Source organism: Mesotoga sp. Brook.08.105.5.1 (genome assembly GCF_002752635.1).
In the GTDB taxonomy this organism is placed as follows: Bacteria; Thermotogota; Thermotogae; order Petrotogales; family Kosmotogaceae; genus Mesotoga.
On sequence record NZ_AYTW01000016.1, the window covers coordinates 21,496 to 40,111 of the forward strand.

General features: G+C 45.6%; 14 protein-coding genes. 7 read left to right on the forward strand and 7 right to left on the reverse strand.

The genetic code is table 11. The features are described from left to right. Positions 1–475: 475 nt before the first annotated feature. From V512_RS07100 to V512_RS07115, 4 genes are read right to left on the reverse strand one after another with little or no spacing between them, the layout of a single operon-like run. On the reverse strand, positions 476–1,513 hold the full coding sequence (locus tag V512_RS07100; protein ID WP_099829756.1) for an ABC transporter ATP-binding protein: 1,038 nt from the start codon (positions 1,511–1,513) through the stop codon (positions 476–478). Next, a complete protein-coding gene (locus tag V512_RS07105; RefSeq protein ID WP_099829757.1) occupies positions 1,510–2,481 on the reverse strand; it encodes an ABC transporter ATP-binding protein in 972 nt (323 codons plus the stop codon). Before V512_RS07105 ends, V512_RS07100 begins: the two co-directional genes overlap by 4 nt. Before the next feature lie 5 nt (positions 2,482–2,486). Beyond that, positions 2,487–3,881 carry an ABC transporter permease gene (locus V512_RS07110; protein WP_099829758.1) on the reverse strand — a complete coding sequence of 465 codons (1,395 nt, stop codon included), beginning with the start codon at positions 3,879–3,881 and terminating at the stop codon, positions 2,487–2,489. Then, positions 3,878–4,918, reverse strand: coding sequence for an ABC transporter permease (locus tag V512_RS07115; protein ID WP_099829759.1), 1,041 nt, complete (start codon positions 4,916–4,918; stop codon positions 3,878–3,880). Before V512_RS07115 ends, V512_RS07110 begins: the two co-directional genes overlap by 4 nt. A gap of 365 nt (positions 4,919–5,283) precedes the next feature. On the opposite strand from V512_RS07115, the gene V512_RS07120 reads away from it, so the two are divergent. Beyond that, on the forward strand, positions 5,284–5,868 hold the full coding sequence (locus V512_RS07120; RefSeq protein WP_099829760.1) for a DUF1349 domain-containing protein: 585 nt from the start codon (positions 5,284–5,286) through the stop codon (positions 5,866–5,868). A 49-nt stretch (positions 5,869–5,917) separates the two neighbouring features. On the opposite strand, the gene V512_RS07125 is transcribed toward V512_RS07120, so the two are convergent. Both V512_RS07125 and V512_RS07130 read right to left on the reverse strand, forming a co-directional pair. After that, on the reverse strand, positions 5,918–7,813 hold the full coding sequence (locus V512_RS07125; RefSeq protein WP_099829761.1) for an alpha/beta fold hydrolase: 1,896 nt from the start codon (positions 7,811–7,813) through the stop codon (positions 5,918–5,920). A 142-nt stretch (positions 7,814–7,955) separates the two neighbouring features. Further along, positions 7,956–9,821 carry a beta-L-arabinofuranosidase domain-containing protein gene (locus tag V512_RS07130; protein WP_099829762.1) on the reverse strand — a complete coding sequence of 622 codons (1,866 nt, stop codon included), beginning with the start codon at positions 9,819–9,821 and terminating at the stop codon, positions 7,956–7,958. 88 nt (positions 9,822–9,909) lie between these two features. Here V512_RS07130 and V512_RS07135 point away from each other — a divergent pair, with 88 nt between their 5' ends. The 5 genes from V512_RS07135 (at position 9,910) to V512_RS07155 (ending at position 16,834) form a co-directional block, all read left to right on the forward strand. Further along, positions 9,910–10,230 carry a hypothetical protein gene (locus tag V512_RS07135; RefSeq protein WP_099829763.1) on the forward strand — a complete coding sequence of 107 codons (321 nt, stop codon included), beginning with the start codon at positions 9,910–9,912 and terminating at the stop codon, positions 10,228–10,230. 251 nt (positions 10,231–10,481) lie between these two features. Next, positions 10,482–11,327 (forward strand): M23 family metallopeptidase, encoded by an 846-nt coding sequence (locus tag V512_RS07140; RefSeq protein WP_099829764.1) that lies wholly within the window; start codon positions 10,482–10,484, stop codon positions 11,325–11,327. Continuing rightward, a complete protein-coding gene (locus V512_RS07145; protein ID WP_243392300.1) occupies positions 11,311–12,315 on the forward strand; it encodes a lipoate--protein ligase in 1,005 nt (334 codons plus the stop codon). The genes V512_RS07140 and V512_RS07145 overlap by 17 nt, the downstream gene beginning before the upstream one ends. 384 nt (positions 12,316–12,699) lie before the next feature. Next, positions 12,700–16,230 (forward strand): pyruvate:ferredoxin (flavodoxin) oxidoreductase, encoded by a 3,531-nt coding sequence (gene nifJ / locus V512_RS07150; RefSeq protein ID WP_099829766.1) that lies wholly within the window; start codon positions 12,700–12,702, stop codon positions 16,228–16,230. 94 nt (positions 16,231–16,324) lie between these two features. Further along, positions 16,325–16,834 carry a ferritin family protein gene (locus V512_RS07155; protein WP_099829767.1) on the forward strand — a complete coding sequence of 170 codons (510 nt, stop codon included), beginning with the start codon at positions 16,325–16,327 and terminating at the stop codon, positions 16,832–16,834. 156 nt (positions 16,835–16,990) lie between these two features. Here the strand turns inward: V512_RS07155 and V512_RS07160 are convergent, their stop codons facing one another. Continuing rightward, on the reverse strand, positions 16,991–17,800 hold the full coding sequence (locus V512_RS07160; protein WP_243392301.1) for a sugar phosphate nucleotidyltransferase: 810 nt from the start codon (positions 17,798–17,800) through the stop codon (positions 16,991–16,993). A gap of 170 nt (positions 17,801–17,970) precedes the next feature. On the opposite strand from V512_RS07160, the gene V512_RS07165 reads away from it, so the two are divergent. Next, positions 17,971–18,615: an MgtC/SapB family protein gene (locus V512_RS07165; RefSeq protein ID WP_099829768.1), complete on the forward strand. Its 645-nt coding sequence runs from the start codon at positions 17,971–17,973 to the stop codon at positions 18,613–18,615. The last annotated feature ends 1 nt before the right edge of the window (position 18,616 follow it).

An 18,616-nucleotide genomic window follows, 5' to 3' on the forward strand; every position in this document is an offset into this window, starting at 1 on the left:
TATGAGGCGCAGGGAAGAACCGGGTCTGGGGTCTAGGGCCCGGTTAGATCGCTAGAAGCCGTTCTTGGGGAGAGCCGCTGAACACCTAAGAACGAAGACCTTCTGTTAAGGGTCATCCCGTGATGTTTCTGCACGGGATCTCGCATCTAAGTACCGCTGAACGGTGGGAAGAGCCGTAATCCGTTGACCGTCCAAGAGCAAGGACCCGTCCACCGATAAGAGCATCAGTGATAGCAATGCCTGCTTCGCAGGGAAGCTTTTTTGGTTCAACGTGCTCTTTCCTACCACGAACCCGCTACCCCCAACCCCGGCCTTTTGCTTTTTCTTACAACTTGCATCTTGGAACTTGCAACTGAGCTTTAACAAGCGCACAGCGGATCTAGGAACGAAAGACAAATCCTCGCTCTGGAAGAACAGGTTTTTTCCTTGTCGAACGGAGAACCATTCAACGGTGAACCGCTTCCTTTGCTCTTTCCTACCCCTTAATCCCTACCCCGTTCCTGCTTTCTTCAACGACTTCCTTCCATCTCCTGCAGGCATGCAAGTGTCCGTCCTCTATCTCCTGAAGCTGAGGTTCTTCCTTCTCCCAGCATTCAGCCTTTGCATAAGGACATCTTGGATGGAATCTGCAGCCGGGAGGGATATTGGCGGCTGAGGGGATCTCTCCCTTTATAGGCACTATCTTGGGTTTGTTCACCTTTCCCGCGACCGGTTCACATACGGCAGCAATGAGAGCCCTTGTGTATGGATGAACAGGATTGTCTATAACATCATCTGGATCTCCTATCTCTATTATCTTTCCAAGATACATGACAGCTATCCTGTCTGTGAAGTATCTCGCAGTAGAGAGATCGTGTGTTATGTAGAGATAAGTAAGCCCGAGGTCTCTCTGCACTTCCTTCATCATATGGAGTATCTCGGCCCTGGTTGAAAGGTCTATCATGGATACCGGTTCATCCGCAACGAGAAGCTCGGGATTGAGAAGAAGAGTCCTGGCAGTAGCAGCCCTCTGTCTCTGACCACCGGATAACATGTGGGGATACCTCACAAGGAACTCATCTGGGGGGTTGAGCTTAACTTCCCTCAAAGCCTTCTCTATCATCTTCATTCTCGCGTCCCTGTCTTCTCCGAGTTTGTGTATTATGAGAGGCTCTTCCATGACATCCCTTATCTTGAACCTCGGGTTCATGGAAGCGTATGGATCCTGAAAGATCATCTGTACGTTCCTTCTGTATCTCTTCAGTTCATCTTTCTCTATATGAGTGACATCCTTTCCGTTTAGAAGCATGTTGCCGCCTGTAGGCTCGAGGAGTTTCATAATTAGTTTTCCCGTCGTCGTCTTTCCACAACCGGACTCTCCAACGAGACCGAATATCTCGCCCCTGTTTATTGAGAAGGATATACCGTCAACGGCCTTAACATAATTGTGTTCACCCTTGAAGAACTGGGATATGCTTCTCCTTATGGGGAACCACTTCTGAAGGTCTTTCACTTCAATGATCTTATCTGTCATCTCTTCTCACACCTCCAGCAGGCCACCATGTGTTCCTCTTCAATCTCAATAAGGGGTGGTTCTTCTTCCTTGCACTTATCCATAGCGAGGGTACATCTCGGATGAAATCTGCAGCCCGATGGAGGTTCCAGTAAGTCTGGAGGAGCACCGGGGATGAACGATAATTCACTTACCTTCGCGTGCAGTCTGGGAGTTGCAGCGAGCAAGTTTCTTGTATAGGGATGACAGGGCCCCTGTTCTCCGTATATCTGCTGGTTTGTTCCTATCTCCACTATCTTTCCGGCATACATAACGGCTATTCTGTCGGACACTTCCGCCTCAGTTGCAAGATCGTGAGTTATGAAGATGAAGGAAAGGTCGAGTTTCTCCTTCAGGTCTTTGAGAAGGTTTATTATCTGAGCCTGCACGATAACATCCAGGGCTGTGGTGGGTTCGTCACAGATTATCACCTTCGGTTCTAGAAAGAGAGCGGTAGCGATGGCGATTCTCTGTTTCATGCCACCTGAGAGTTCATGTGGATATCTCTTAACTATGTCGCTGGAGAGACCGACCAGGTTGAGATACTTCTCTATCCTCTTTCTCGCCTCGTCTCTCTCCATCTCTCTGTGTTCCTGCAGAGTCTCCATCATCTGTTTTCCGATGGTGTAGACGGGAGTGAGGGTATTCATAGCGCCCTGAAAGACCATGGAGATCTTCTCCCAGCGGATGTTCCTTCTCATTTCATTCTCACGCAGGGGAGTAATGTCTATACCGTCGACCACTATCTTCCCGCCTGCGATCTTACCCGGGGGAGTGGGCATCTTAAGCAGGGCGAAGCCGGTGGTAGTCTTTCCGCAACCGGACTCGCCTACTAGACCGAGAGTCTCACCCTTCTTGAGAAAGAAAGAGATATCGTCTGCGGCCTTCACGACGCCTTTGCTCGTGTAGTAGTAAAGCTTGAGGTTATCTACTGTCAATATGTTATCCATAGTCATTACCTCGTCTTCAGTTTCGGGTTAAGTATCTTGTCCATTGCAAACCCTACAAATGCGAATGTCATACCCATGAAGGCTATCGCCAGTCCTGGTGGTATTACCCACCACCACATCCCACTCAGCATAGCTCCGCCGCTGTTGGCTGCCTGGAGTATCTGTCCCCACGTAACAATAGTTGCATCTCCAAGACCCAAAAGGCTTATCGTAGCCTCTACAACGATAGCACCTGGGACATTGAGCGCCATAGAGGCGAAGGCGTAAGGGATAAGCAGAGGCACCATATGCTTGAAGATTATTCTCGTATTAGATGCCCCGAGAGCTCTTGAGGCCTCTATGTAGGTCTCTTCCTTTATCTGGAGTCCCATGCTTCTGACTGTCTTCACCGGTCCTACCCAGTAGAAGATGCACATTATTCCTATCATTACCCATATATTCGGCTTGAAGACTGCGCTCATGACGATGAGAACGGGAAGCATAGGAACGCTTATGAATATCTCGAATATCCTTTGCATGAGTGAGTCCTTCCAACCTCCGACGTATGCACTTATGACACCATATACGACACCTATGGATACTGAGATGAGGGCAGTGAGCAGTCCGATAAGCATAGCCCATTTCACGCCTGCGATTACTCCGCTCCATATGTCTCTCTTGGAGTTGTCCGTTCCAAGAATACCGTGCACTCTGCCTGCAATATTTACAAAGGCTCCTTCGATGTTTTCGTCGGCCTTCTGCAGCAAAAGGGTTACCTTCAACTTGTATGTTCCCACCAATGGCGAAGGGCTTCTGAATATGCCCGGTTGAGCCTTAGAGAACAGAACATCAGTAGTCTTTATGGTCTGAAGCTGGACTCCTTCTGAGGGGGAATACTTCTTTCCAAAATTCATGGCCGAAGTCTGAGACGATCTGTCTATCGAAACTCTTAGACTCTGAGTAGGGGACACTTCAAGCTGTTTTCTATATAGATCGATCGTCAAACCGTCCGGTCTCTCGATCGCAATAACTACAGTTGGTTTGCCGACTCCCGAGGCATGAAATACGATATCTGAAGGAGCAACTGAAGCAGAATAATCGTATTCGAAGACGTATTCTTGTATTCTCATCGCTCCCGCCATAGTCTCAGAAAACGAGTATTCCTCAATACTCTCGGAAACAGCTCTCTTTTTTGAAGCGAATATATTGATCCATGAAGGCGGAGCGCTAGCCGGCAGGTCCTGCCAATAAGTTATGTCCCTCCACTTCAGATTTGCTTCGGGATAGGGGACGATAACCGGTTCGAAGATCAAGATAAATATGAATATAACAAGAAAGATTACCCCGATTATGCCTGACTTGACCTTTCTGAACTCGCTCCAAAAACCGCCTAATGATCTTCTGAAGTCGCTAATAGTCACTGTTTACCACCTACCTTGATCCTTGGATCAAGCAAGCCATATATAAGATCAAGAATCACAAGACCACAAATATATAGTCCGGTCGTAATAGCCAGGTTTCCCATGAGGACCGGAACATCATTCTGCTGCAAAGCAATCCAGTACAGATTGCCCATTCCAGGCCAGGAGAAAATGCCCTCGAACACTATATTGCCTCCTACAGATGCCAGAAGAGCGAGAAGTGACATCGTTACAATTGGTGGAGCAGATGTTCTCATTGTATGCCCGTACAGAACTTTCCTCTCAGGAATACCTCTTGCTCTTGCTGCCATGATGTAATCATCCTGAAGGACTCCGAGGACTATGTTTCGAGTAAGGAAAGCCCTTCCCCAGAACCCGATGACAACAAGTGTCAGTACCGGAAGAGCTAGATGATAGAGAAGGTCGAAGAAATACGAAATTCCCTCTGGAGGAGGAGTAGAATGTAGACCACCTGAAGGAAAGATCTTCACTCCGTAAGCAAAGAACATTATCATTATCATTCCCAACCACCATGATGGCATGCCAAATACCACCATAGTTCCCACCGAAGTGCTTTTGTCTAGAACCCCGCCTGCTTTCTGTGCCTTTTTCAGTCCTAGAAGCAGGCCCAGGACAATGTCTACCATCATAGCTACCGAAAAGAGAAGAAGTGTCTTTGGGATCGCCTCCGAAACAACACTCCATACGCTCCTGCTGCCATCTGAAGCTCTAATGATTGTAGAATTCCCAAAATTGAATGTCAGCGTGTCCCATGTTCGCCACACTACTCTCTCAGCGACAGGTCTGTTCAGCCGGTATAGAGAGTACAGGTCGTTTCTTCTGTTTGCGACGTAATTTGCAAGCTGGCTCTCGTTGAGACTTGTCATCCTCATAGTTTCGCCTCTGATTTGCTCCTCTATCTGCGCTCTCAGAGTTTGCTCCATTACTGTATTGAATAGAGCAGAAAAGATGAAGATTAGGATTGAATACATCAGAAATCCGTATAAAACTCTCTTGATTGCGTATTTCCAGTACATAAGTCACCTCGATTGGCAGACAATTCCTTCTGACTTCCACTGACAAAAGTATTACCGGGACCTCCACCATTTCCAAATAAGCATCAGGAACGATCTCGTATTTCAGTTGCCTATGAACTGAATCACTCCGGGTGAATGTCTTGTGTTTTTGTGAGTGGTGTTAAGGTCTTCTCGGAGCAACTCGAAACAACATGATTAGAAGGAAAATCTAGTCTACAGATTATTTTCCTTTCAAAAGACACATAGTATTGCAAAGCACAGGAAAAGTTAGGATAGTCTTAATGATTCAAAGCAATTATATACTATTGGTTACGGGTTTCGATCTTGTCGCGATATAATCCAGAAAGAAAATCGGGAGGTATCATATGCGGTTGTCTTCATTTAATAAGGAAGCTATGAAGTACTTCAAATGGTTCAATGAACCAAGCAACTGGGAGCTGGATGGTGAGAAACTTGTGATTGATGCGGATTCACAAACGGATTTCTGGCAGAGGACGAGTTATGGGTTTAGAAACGATAACGGGCACTTCTTACATCTTTCTTTGATGGGAGATTTCTCGCTGATAGTTGGAGTGAAGTTTCTGCCGGTCAATCAATATGATCAAGCTGGTGTGATGGTAAGAATCTCTCCTTCTTGTTGGCTCAAGAGCTCGGTTGAATTTGAAGGCTCAGACCCATCAAAACTCGGTGCGGTCGTTACGAACTCGGGTTACTCGGATTGGTCAACTCAGAATGTGCCAGCCGATACGAAGGAGTTTAGGGTTCGTGTTGACAGAAAGGGGCCTGACTATTCGGTTTGCTTCTGGCAAGACGGCTGGATTCAGCTACGTCTGGCGAGACTATTGGAGGATGATGGCAAGATCCCGGTCATGGTTGGACCATATTGCTGTAGCCCGAGAGGTAGCGGATACAGAGTAGTTTTCGATGAAATCGACTTGCGTTCTGAATGAACATCGAAATCTCCTCTTTTAGCGCTGCTAGTTTTGCATCTTGCGGGTTTTAGTTTGAGCCGACATCGTGGTCTTCATCACCAGGCTTAAGCAGGTGTTCCGTCTTTTCGGCGATTTGTGCCCTGATTGTAAATGTTTCTGCAGACGAGGCTTCCGGATTTTTCCCTCCGTAGGCAAACTCAATCAGGACTTCCCCCGGGCCGGTGGGCTTCAAATGAAATATCGTATATCGGACGTCCATATACTCTTCTGCATAGGGACCGCTGATTACCTCAAATCCGGGACAAGAAGAGATCTGCCAATCGGAATTCTCATCGCTGCTTTTTTTTAGCTTAACAAACACGCTTTGCTGTATACCAATCTCAATTGTTCTACCATTGTCCGAATCCTGAATAATAATACACTCTCTAACGGGCTCTGCGACTACTATAGTGGCCTCGAATGTTCTTTCTGGAGGTAGATCCTCCCAGGAACTCCCGTAGTCAAAGCGAACAGACGCCGTACCGTAGTTCATTCCTTCAAAATAGTATACTTGCTCGATTACTTTCGCTGCATACAATGGATTTTCAGATACCCTGGTTTCGCTTTCTTCCGGCTGTCTAAGGATTCCGGGATTTGTTGATGCTATTCGCCATTTCAGGTCAGAATCAACTGGTGATTCTAGTACTACCTCGACCGGTTCGTTCAGTCCAACAATGAAGGTTTTTCCAGAATCCGGAGTTGTAATGGTTAGGGGCTCGACAGAATACTCTTCAACATCTAGCGACATTGAACAAGTTCTCATTGGAGTCTCGTCCCAAATGGAGCCGAATGAAAACGTGATTCGGGTTGATCCGGACCCAACCACTCTGAAGCTAAACACATCGTAGCCGTTGCCTTGTTCTATTGGTTCTTCGTAGAAGGGATCTGAAATGAGCCTCAACATGTCTTCATCGAAGTTACTAATCTTCCACGAATAGCCAGCTCCAGGACTTGAAGGAAGCATGACAGTAAAATCCTCACTTATCTGCATGTTCACGTTTCTCTCCAGGTCTTCCTGACCGAATACTCTGTCTCCAGGATTTCCTTGAAGAATCTCACGGCTTGTTTTCGGGAGTATTCCTGTGCTCGAGTTCTCTTCAACCCGTTTGAAGAAGCCGTCGACGATCAACTCAAAAGCAGCCTTTTCTTCAATCATTGGAAAGTGACCGCTGTTCATGAATGTCACAAATTCGCTGTTCGGAGCTCCAGACTGGTAGGCTGAGGTATGCGCGATCCCCGGAAAGCTCTTGATCCCAACGCAGACCAAAATAGGCACTCGAAGGTCGGGTAAACCTGAAGACAAGTCCAGTCCACGAAGTCTGCCTTCAATCGAGGTTGGATCCTCACCCCAGAAGAGGCTGTAGGTCGCCCTGTTAATCAGATCGTCCGTAATACCTTTGGCTCTGTCTTCAGCAGAAATACCGCCAAGCAAAAAGTTGTATTTGTCGAACCCATTCGTTGGCTCCGTTTCTCTTAGTTCGGATATTGCCAGATCAATCGCGGTATAGTTAAGTCTTGGATTGACCACTACAAGACTGAGGAGTCCGGGAGGATTTGTCAGAGCTAACCCTACGGCTACTGCACTTCCAAAGCCATGACCAACTAAATGGAAAGAGTTTAGGTCTAGGGAGTATATTAGTGCGGCTAGTTCAGATATATAGTACTGGAAGTCGATGTCTATAGAGGACGAATTCTCCGATTTCCCGCTTCCAAGGTGATCGTACCTTAGGACTCTTCTTTCCTGGAAGATACCCGTCATGTAAGAGCTGTCAAGACCGGGCCCATCACTTATTACTACTACTAGTTCCCCTTCGGTCCCCTCTATCTCGTAATAGATAAGGTTCCCATTGAAGACTATCTGTCCAGAAAACGATGAACAGACTGCTGACAGAACCAATAGAAAGACTGCAAGAATACTTCGCAAATCATTCACACTCCAGAAGATACACTAAGAGTCTTAACTCAACTATTATCCTATCGATCCGTGTCCAGTTCAAGTTGAACGCGAAAACCGAAAAGTCAAAACGCTAGTACGAATCCTCAGTCAGAGTTACGAAAAGGAATCTCTAGTGCATATGAAGCCAAACACACATCGGTGAATTTCCTCTGTTATTCCACGCATAATAGGGAATAAGAGAGAATTTTACATTTTCGCTCTTGCTTTTCACAGAACCGAGCGAGTTGTAAAGCTTCTTGTCCCAGTTGTTAATATCATAAGCGATTCCCTTTCCACTTAATGTGACTGGATTTCCCGTGAGCGTATCGCTTCGTGAGAGTTCTAAGTTTTTTCTCGAAGGGATAGACAACGTACGCACATCAAAAGAAGGATTGTCTACGCCTTCAGCACAGTAAACCAGCGGGCCGATTTGGACAGCAACTTTATCGGTATTCTCTCTTAGAAGTGGATTAGAGGTCATCAACCTGATTCTCATCGGAAATGTGAGCGAAATCTCTGTCTTGCCCTTCCAGTTGCCTTCAAGTCTCACAAAACCTCTTTCAGGTCTTGTTTTCTGTTTCACGCCGTCTACTTGAAGATCAAACTCCCCTTCGGTCCATTCAGGAATTCTTAGGAGAATCGAGATGTCTGTATCTAGATCGGTGGAGATAATAAGATCGATTTCTTCGGAATGAGGATAGGCTGTCTTCTGGATGATCGTCACCTCACCGTCCCTAAAGGGAATTGCAGACTTGCTCTCCTCGTAGAAATTGACTCTTATTTCGTTCAAAGTAGTACCGTAAATGTAGCCCCCGAAGGATGTGAGCAATCTTGCGATATTGGGGGGGCAACACGCGCATTCATACCATTCCTCTCGGCTGTGCTTTCCGGCATCCTCCAGAGGATTCACGTAGAAATATCGTTTACCGTCGAGAGAGATTCCAGAAAGGACACCGTTGTAGAAAGTCCGCTCCATTACATCGAGATACTTTGCGTCGCCGGAAATCATATACATACGCCAATTCCAGAATACATTTCCAATTGCGGCACACGTTTCCGCGTATGCTCTTCTGCTTGGCAGTTCGTACGCCTCGCCAAACGATTCTCCTTCATATCTTGAGCCAACTCCGCCCGTGATGTATATCTTTCGCGCGATCAGATCGACCCAGAGTCTTTCGAGAACTGCGAGGAGTGTTTCATCGCCTGTCTCTAGAAATACGTCGGCCGCTCCAGCGAGTAAGTAAAGCATTCTGACTGCGTGTCCAGTAAGTTCTTTGAGATCTCTAAAGGAAGCATGGTCAATATGATACTCGTCACCACCTACATAGCCCTTTCCGCGATTATCTATGAGTCTTTCCACGAACTCCAGATAAGCACGGTCGGCGGTTTCGCGATGAAGCTCAACCAATGCCATTTCTAGATTGGGATGCCCGGTAGTAACTTCACTGTCGTCGTCATGAAAAGTCTCCAGAATTTCGTCGGCCACTCGCTTGCCGATTACGAAAAGCTTCTCATCACCTGAAGCTCTCTTATATGCTATCCCTGCTTGAATAAGATGACCCGCGCAGTAGAGTTCATGCATGTTCTTAAGGTCTTTCCAGCGTTCCGAAGTCCGATCACCTATGAAGTAAGTGTCTATGTATCCGTTGCCGTTCTGAGCCTGAGCTTCCTCAATAAGTGTTATCAGTGACTCGATTCTCTCCCTGATTTCGGGATCTTCATTATACGGTAGCGAATAAGAAGCCGCCTCTATCCATTTGTATACATCGGAATCGTTGAAAAACCACCCGGTAAAGACTCCTTCCGATTTCCGTCCAGCCTTTCTGAAGTTTTCTATTCTTCCCGTCGATTCCAGATACTCATATTGAAGAGAGAGACTCGTCGACTTCATAAGTTCCTGATATCTGCTTACGAATCCCTCAAGTTTGACTCTTTCAAGCGCTATAGGTCTAACTTGCGCTCTTGGTGACCGCGAAGTGTCGTTGACAAAAGTCACGCTTTTCACCTCCAAAGAAGATGCTCTCTCCTCAAGAGTAGCAGAAAAGGTGAGAACTTTTGTATCCTGAGATAAGGAGGGGAAGACCATGTTTGAGAAGATAGATTATTGGGTTTCGGCAGCTAGTTACTCTGACAGAAATGGGACCTGGCTAATTGAGGCGGCACTTATCCATCCAAATGTGGGGGAGACCCACGAATATGGTGAGGAGTGGACACGCGAAGAGATCATTGATAAGTGCGACGTATTCGTGTTTTGTCTGATTTGTAAAGATGAAAAAGGGAATTGGAAGATGGGTTCTCAGTTGAGAAAAGTTGAGACCGAAAAAGGAGTATTTATCAGGACTGATGAGATGAAGAAGACAGGGGATTATCTTGGAGATATCCCGTTCTATGACAGTCTCAAGTAGTTGCAAGACTCGAAGTAAATGTTGGTTTAAGTTTAATCAAAGCCCACTTGGCTTTTCGTCCAAAGAAGAAACCGAGACTTCGGGAGCTGGAATTTGTTTGTTGGAAGCCGTAATGCATCATAATTAAATCTACTCAAGAGAGAGCTTCTTTTAAGGACTGTCGCTGTGATATTATTAAAATTACTATCAGTTCAAATGAACTAGAATTCTTTGTATCATTTTGCGGATAAAAAATGGTTTGGGGGTTTCAGATGAGAGCTAAGATTCTCTTGACGCTTACCATTATACTTATGTTTTCCCTAGCAACTGCCTTTGGAGTTGGTTTTATCAAATACCTGGTCAGGCCAGGTGATCGTCTCTTCAATATAATCAGGGATTATAACCTGAGAATAAGCACTGTCCTCGATTTGAACAGCATTAGCGATCCCCGTCAGCTGGAACCGGGTGAGTTCATTTACCTTCCTACTGGAGATGGCTTCTTCTATGAGGTTCAGTACGGTGATTCCATCGATTACATTGCTCGGCTGTTTTTTGCGCTTGCAGAGCATATAATGGTCGCAAACAATCTTAGCTGCAATTCCTATATATATCCCGGCCAAAGTCTGTTCATTCCGCTTGATTCGATAAACGTGTGCGGCAATGCAAATCCCGGTACACAGTTCACCTGGCCGGTCTATGGGAAGATTTCTTCGGAGTTCGGCTGGCGCAAAGATCCATTCACCGGCGCCTCAACCTTTCATTCCGGTATGGACATAGCAGTCCAGAAGGACGCTCCCGTCTTTGCTGCGAAGGATGGAACGGTTATAGAAGCCCAGGAAAACGGAGGATACGGACTGAATATAATAATCCAACACTATGACGGCACCAAGACAAGGTATGCTCATCTTAACAGAATAAGCGTCTATGTAGGGCAGAGAGTTCTCAGGGGGGAGCTAATCGGCAGAGTTGGAGAGACAGGACGAGCAACCGGGCCTCATCTCCACTTCGAGATCGTAGACTCTAACGATCAGTGTAGAGATCCAAGAAGCTATCTAACAGGAGCGAATTACATGTATGTGAGAAGAGAAATCGAAACTCTTGGTGTCGGAGGTAGGTAAAATCCCTAGTACAATATTTGTTGAATCTGACTCATTTGATCCCTGGCTGAATCTCGCAGTCGAAGAGTATCTTCTAAATTCATTTGCCAAAGAAAACATTGTTCTTTACCTATGGCAAAACGAGAACACGGTAGTGATTGGTCGAAACCAGAACGCTTGGCAGGAATGCAGGCTGGACAACCTTCACAGAGATGGTGGTAAGTTAGCAAGAAGACTATCCGGAGGCGGTGCGGTTTTTCATGATCTTGGAAACCTCAACTTTACCTTCCTCTTGCCAAAAAGAGAGTACGATCTTCACAGGCAACTATCGGTAATTGTGGACGGGGTAAAATCGGTAGGTATAGATGCTCATTTCAGTGGTCGAAATGACATTCTCGCGGAGGGAAGGAAGTTCTCTGGAAATGCTTTCTACCATGGACAGTATGCCTCTTATCACCATGGAACTATCCTCGTTGATGTAGATACGAGAAGACTTTCTGAATATCTGAATGTCTCCAGAGCAAAGATAGAATCGAAGGGAGTTAAGTCTGTCGTTTCTAGAGTAGTGAATCTAAAAGAGCTGAAACCTGACCTTACCATAGAAAGAATGAAAGAGGCAATGTATATGGGGTTCGCTGAAGAATACGGCAGAATACACGAAGTCTTGGATTTTGACGAACTAAGGAAGTCACTCGATGTGAAGTCGCTTTACGGAAAGTATTCTTCTAAGGAATGGCTATTGGGAAAGAGTCCGGAATTCAATTTCAAAATTGGCAATAGGTTTTCCTGGGGAGGTATCGAGCTGCTTTTTACATCGAAGAAGGGAATTATATCCGACGTGATAGTTTATTCAGACTCGATGGATGTGGATTTCATTGAACAACTGAAACGAGAGCTAATCAGAGTTGAGTTTTCCAGAGTTGCCATAATGAAAGCGATTGAAATGCTTCCAGACTGTTCAGAAAGAAACGATATCATTGCGTGGCTTCAGACAACCGATCTGAACTAGTTCATCTTCAGCAGTTGCACTCGCTTTGTGTAATCCCTGAAGTTTAACGGTGAAATGCCGAAGGGCGATAATTTTCTTGGAAGCAACACGAAATGATCTATAAAACCTTTGGTCAAATGAGACCTTCTTCAGGAGACCAACTCTTATCTTCAGACGGCAATCGCACCTTGTGTCTTTCCTAAATGACTGTTACCATCACATTACAGAGATTATCTTTGATTTGTCAAATCGAAAAGATACATCTGTGTAAGCAGCGAAAAGATGTTCTATAATGTTAATGAGCAGCCAGATTTCTTGCTTGATATTCTATGTGTTTGCCGCAGAATATAATTTTATGTTTTCCAATAGATATGAGATCAATTTCAGGATTACAGGAGGTTTAGGATGGCACGAGTAATGAAAACCATGGACGGTAATACCGCTGCCGCCCATGTTGCTTATGCTTTTACGGAAGTTGCGGCTATTTACCCCATTACGCCTTCGTCATCTATGGCGGAGCTTGCAGATGCTTGGGCAGCAAATGGAATGAAGAATATCTTTGGGCAGCCGGTTGACGTTATAGAAATGCAGTCTGAAGCCGGAGCGGCCGGTGCGGTTCACGGTTCGCTTGTTGCTGGAGCTCTGACGACTACTTTTACGGCGTCACAGGGATTGTTGCTAATGGTCCCGAACATGTATAAGATTGCTGGAGAACTCTTGCCCGGTGTATTCCACGTCAGTGCTAGAGCAGTTGCCGGTCACGCGCTTTCGATTTTCGGTGATCATTCTGATGTAATGGCTACGAGACAGACAGGATTTGCTTTGCTGGCTTCAGGAAGTGTTCAGGAAGTCATGGACATTGGCTCTGTGGCACATCTTTCTGCAATCAAGTCGAGAGTTCCTTTCCTTCATTTCTTTGATGGATTCAGAACTTCCAGTGAAGTTCAGAAGATTGAGGTTATGGATTATGAGGACCTTAAGCGACTTCTCGATTATGGAGCGCTAAAGGAGTTCAAAGACAGGGCTCTCAATCCAGATCACCCCAAGACGATGGGGACGGCCCAGAATCCCGATATTTTCTTCCAGGCGAAGGAATCATCAAATAGATTCTATGACGCTGTTCCTGATATTGTGGCCGATTACATGGAAGAGATTTCGAAGATCACAGGCAGAGATTACAAGCCTTTTGTCTACTATGGTGACCCCAATGCAGAAAACGTTATTATCGCTATGGGTTCTGTCACCGATACGATAGAGGAGACCATTGATTACCTGATGAAGAAGGGTGAAAAGGTAGGAGTCATCAAGGTTCATCTCTACAGACCGTTCTCTGCAAAACACTTCTATGATGTTTTCCCGAAATCAGTCAAGAGAATAGCAGTTCTCGACAGAACTAAAGAGCCGGGTTCTCTTGGAGAGCCACTATATGAAGATGTGAAGACTCTCTTCTATGGTGAAAAGAGCGCTCCCGAGGTTTATGGGGGAAGATACGGACTCGGTTCCAAGGACACAACTCCTTCTCAGATAAAGGCAGTTTACGACAATCTGAAGCTCTCGACACCGAAAAACCACTTCACGATAGGTATCGTAGACGATGTTACCAACACTTCTCTGGAGATCAAAGAGAGAATAAATACCGCTCCAGAAAGCACTATTCGCTGCAAATTCTGGGGTTTGGGTTCCGATGGGACTGTCGGAGCTAACAAAGATGCAATAAAGATAATCGGCGATCATACCGATATGTATGCCCAGGGTTACTTTGCATACGATTCGAAGAAGTCTGGAGGCGTTACGATATCGCATCTTAGATTCGGCAAGAAGCCAATCAAATCCACCTACCTTATAGATGAGGCAGATTATGTTGCTTGCCACAAACAGTCCTATGTGTATCAATATGAATTGCTTGAAGGACTCAAAAAGGGCGGCATTTTCGTTCTTAACACTAGCTGGGATTTCGAGGAGCTTGACAAGCATCTTCCTGCCGGTATGAAGAAATACCTTGTCGAAAACGAGATCAAATTCTACAGCATCGATGCCACTAAGATTGCAATGGAGATTGGGCTTGGCACGAGGATAAATACGATAATGCAGTCGGCATTCTTTAAACTGGCAAATGTCGTACCTATAGAAGACGCAGTTAAGTATCTAAAGGACGCGATCGTGAAGTCTTACGGCACGAAAGGTGAGAAGGTAGTACAGATGAACTACAAGGCAGTAGATAGCGGTATTGAGGCATTGAAGAAGATAGAGATTCCAGAATCCTGGAAGAGTGCGAAAGAAGAAGTTAAAGAAGAAGAATCTGGAAGACCTGAGTTCGTGAGAAACATCGCAGATGTCATGAACAGGCAACAGGGAGACAAATTGCCCGTATCTGCCTTTGTTGGTAGAGAAAACGGAGAGTTCCCAAATGGGACGTCCGCATATGAGAAGCGAGGCATTGCGGTCATGATTCCGGAATGGCAGATCGACAACTGTATTCAGTGTAATCAATGCTCCTATGTCTGCCCACATGCAGCGATCAGGCCGTTCTTGATAAACGAAGAAGAGGAAAATAGGGCTCCTGCAACCTTCGAAGCTAAGAAAGCAATGGGTGGAAAGACTTTCGAGGGGCTGAAGTACAGGATTCAGGTTTCGCCGCTAGACTGCACGGGTTGCGGTAACTGTGCAGATATCTGTCCGTCTCCAAATAAGGCTCTAGTCATGAAACCTCTTGATACGCAGACAGAGAAAGAAGTACCAAACTGGGAATTTGCTACAGCAGTTTCTGAGAAGAAGGATGTCATGAATGTTGAGACACTCAAAGGGAGCCAGTTCTCCAAGCCTCTCCTCGAGTTCTCAGGGGCTTGTGCAGGCTGTGGTGAAACACCTTATGCCAAGCTTGTTACACAGCTATTTGGAGATAGAATGCTTATAGCCAACGCGACCGGTTGTTCCTCAATCTGGGGAGCCTCGGCTCCTGCAACTCCTTACTGCAAGAATAGCAACGGCAAAGGGCCGGCGTGGGCGAATTCTCTGTTCGAAGACAATGCCGAATATGGATTTGGGATGGCGATGGCGGTCAAGCACGGCAGAAGTAAGCTTGCCGGTATAATGGAAGAGCTTCTGAAGCAGGATATTCCCGAGGACATGAAGACGCCTTTCAAGGCTTGGCTTGAAGGAATGTACGATGCAAAAGCCTCAAAGGCAGCTACTCTTGGCATTCTCAATGTGATATCAAAGGGATCAAGAAACGAGAGAGTCAACGCTCTTTTGAAGCAAATTGAGGAAAGAAAGGATCTATTAATTAAGAAATCCGTGTGGGTATTCGGTGGAGACGGCTGGGGCTACGATATCGGTTACGGCGGTCTTGATCATGTACTTGCTTCAGGGGAAGATGTCAATGTTCTTCTATTTGATACCGAAGTATACTCAAACACCGGTGGTCAATCTTCCAAGTCTACGCCTAGAGCTGCTGTAGCGAAGTTTGCAGCTTCTGGAAAGAGAACGAAGAAGAAGGATCTAGGCAGGATGGCAATGACGTATGGATATGTTTATGTGGCCCAGGTCGCAATGGGAGCAGACAAGAATCAGGTGATCAAAGCGATCACTGAGGCTGAGAAATATCCTGGACCGTCTCTAATCATTGCATATTCACCATGTATAAACCACGGAATAAAGATCGGAATGGGAAAAACTCAAGAGCAGGAAAAGAGAGCTGTTGCTTCAGGCTACTGGCATCTTTACAGATACAATCCTCTTCTGAAGGAACAGGGTAAGAGTCCCTTCATTCTTGACTCGAAGGAACCAAAAGAGTCGTTTGTCGACTTCTTGATGGGTGAAGTGAGATACAGCGCTCTTAAATCGACGTTCCCCGATATTGCCGATGAATTGTTCGAGAAGGCTGAGAAAGACGCTAAAGAAAGGTATGAAACATACAAGAGACTTGCCTCTGATTGATTCAATGTGAATTCTGCGGGTGGTTCACCGCCGCCCGCTTTTTGTCAGAATCGGATGGTTTTCTGTTTTTGCGATTCTCCAAAGGAGGTTTTAGATGAACGCTATCGATTATGCCCTTAAGTTGGAAAAGGACGGCAAGGCTTATTACGCAAAACAGGCAGAATGCGCTAAAGACGAGCAGTTGAAGAAGCTATTCGAGATGCTTGCGGAAGATGAGCAGAGGCACTATGAGATAATAAGGGGTTTTGAGGACAGAAACTACAGGTATAAGGGAACATACACTTTCAAGACTACCAGGAATATGTTCTCGGAGATGCTTAAGGATGAGAAGTGTTTCGAAATCGATGCAACGAATCTTGATGCATACGAGCATGCGGTAGAGATGGAAAAGGAAAGCATCAAACTCTATCTTGATCAGGCAAGACTAACAAACGAGTTATCTGAGAAGGAGATACTTCTTAAACTGGCAGCCGAGGAAAACAAGCATCAGATAATTCTTGAGAATCTAATGGACTTTATCAGAAAGGGCCTTGACTGGACCGAATCGCCAGAGTTCAGCCATCTTGAAGAATGGGATCAGTTCACTGATCTAGACAAGTATTGATCCGGATTGTCGCTACAAGGAAAGACCGGGACTCTGTCCCGGTCTTTGTAACTCAGGGGTAATCCATGTCGCCTTCGTTTGCCTTACATTTTAAAGGGGTTGTGCCTGTGGTTTCTCTGGTCTCTGGTAATGAGACTTCACCCTTGAGAAAAAGGTTCAGTCGGAGAGAAGTTTTTCTGCAATTTCAAGATCCTCAGGAGTGTTAACCCCCAAGAATTCCTCTTGATTCTCGGTTACAAAGCCGCATACAGACTTATGTTCAATCAACGATAGAGACACAATATCGGAAATGTAAATTTCTCCGGTATCCTTATTTGGTATCAGATTGTCGATATATTCTTCGACCACATCTTTTCTCAGAATTATTGGTCCAATGTAGAACTCCCAGGGAGGCGGGAAGTCAGGAATCTTTTTTTCCTTGAAGGAGATTACCTTACCGTATTCGTCACGCTCAACAAGAGCATATGGAAATTTGGTTTCGGTTACTCCGGAAAGAAATGTTATATCACAGCAATTACTCTTATGGAGTTCAGCAAGGGCCTTAAGGGAATCTTCCGTGATCAGAATGAGATCAGAATACATCACCAGAATCTCAGAACCTTCCGGGACCAAGTGAAGTGCTCTTTTCAGCGCATCTGCAGTTCCCTTAGGCGAATCTTGATATGCAAGTATGGTATTGCTATCGAGCACATTCCGAAAATCGCTTTCGAAGTCCGGATTTATTACTACTATTGAATTGACGCTATCGCATACTGAAAAAACCTTTCTTAGGATGTGAACGATCATCGGCTTGCCTTTCACTTTGACCAGGGGCTTAGGGACTTCCGACTTCAGTCTTCTCCCCTTTCCGGCTGCGAGGATTACGGGAATCAGCACATCTATCACTCCTTCCAACCAATAATAGCATTTTGGAAGTGAAGAGAGCATTACGTTACTCTTGGAAAGTGGCCCTAAAGGAAGAATCACATTCCGACTTCGGTAACTCATGAAAACGCAGATATGATCTAGCGTTTTAGCCTGATGGAAGAGATCATACGAGAAGTCGAAACAATGTCGATTGGTGTAGAAATGTTGTTCTCTTGTGTTTACTTATCGGAGGGAAAGGTTATAATCGTAACTTAAGGGAGGGTTGAAAATTGGAATATTTGGATCTGTGTTTGAGGCTATTCTGTGCTCTTGTTGCAGGAGCGATGATAGGAGTGACAAGAGAGAGAATATACAAGCCGGCAGGACTCAGGACACACTCTCTCATCTGTGTTGGTGCTGCTTTCATTACGGTGCTTTCTACAACAGTATTTGTAACCGCAGAACACGGTGACCCTGGCCGAGTTGCGGCTCAAATTGTCTCTGGAATAGGATTTTTGGGAGCGGGAACGATCCTGAAAAAGGGTTTTTCGGTCAAGGGTCTTACAACGGCAGCAACGCTTTGGGTAACTGCAGCGGTTGGCATGGGATTCGGAAGCGGTGAATATCTATTGTCCACCGTAGTGACCGTATTCGCAATAATGATCGTGCTTTTTCTGAAGAGGATAGAGCTTTTCACCGGCGGAAGAAATCTGCCGAGAATCCTAATAGTTGCGAGTAATACTGAGGAAATGTCCAGAAGAATCTCAGAATGGTTCAAGGACAATGGATTGACAGTAGAATCTATGGAAGTTGAAGACGATGAAGAAAACCTCACATTGCTAATTGAGATAAGCAAAAGCGATGCTATAAAAATCAAGAATCTTATGGTTGGTTTGTCGAGATTAAGGGGCATCAGAAGTGTGGAGCTTCGATAAC

Excerpts from the sequence above, each read along its gene's own strand:
- V512_RS07100 (WP_099829756.1), bottom strand. The coding sequence starts at position 1,513 with ATGACAGATAAGATCATTGAAGTGAAAGACCTTCAGAAGTGGTTCCCC.
- V512_RS07105 (WP_099829757.1), bottom strand. The coding sequence starts at position 2,481 with ATGGATAACATATTGACAGTAGATAACCTCAAGCTTTACTACTACACG.
- V512_RS07115 (WP_099829759.1), bottom strand. The coding sequence starts at position 4,918 with ATGTACTGGAAATACGCAATCAAGAGAGTTTTATACGGATTTCTGATG.
- V512_RS07120 (WP_099829760.1), top strand. The coding sequence starts at position 5,284 with ATGCGGTTGTCTTCATTTAATAAGGAAGCTATGAAGTACTTCAAATGG.
- V512_RS07135 (WP_099829763.1), top strand. The coding sequence starts at position 9,910 with ATGTTTGAGAAGATAGATTATTGGGTTTCGGCAGCTAGTTACTCTGAC.
- V512_RS07140 (WP_099829764.1), top strand. The coding sequence starts at position 10,482 with ATGAGAGCTAAGATTCTCTTGACGCTTACCATTATACTTATGTTTTCC.
- nifJ (WP_099829766.1), top strand. The coding sequence starts at position 12,700 with ATGGCACGAGTAATGAAAACCATGGACGGTAATACCGCTGCCGCCCAT.
- V512_RS07155 (WP_099829767.1), top strand. The coding sequence starts at position 16,325 with ATGAACGCTATCGATTATGCCCTTAAGTTGGAAAAGGACGGCAAGGCT.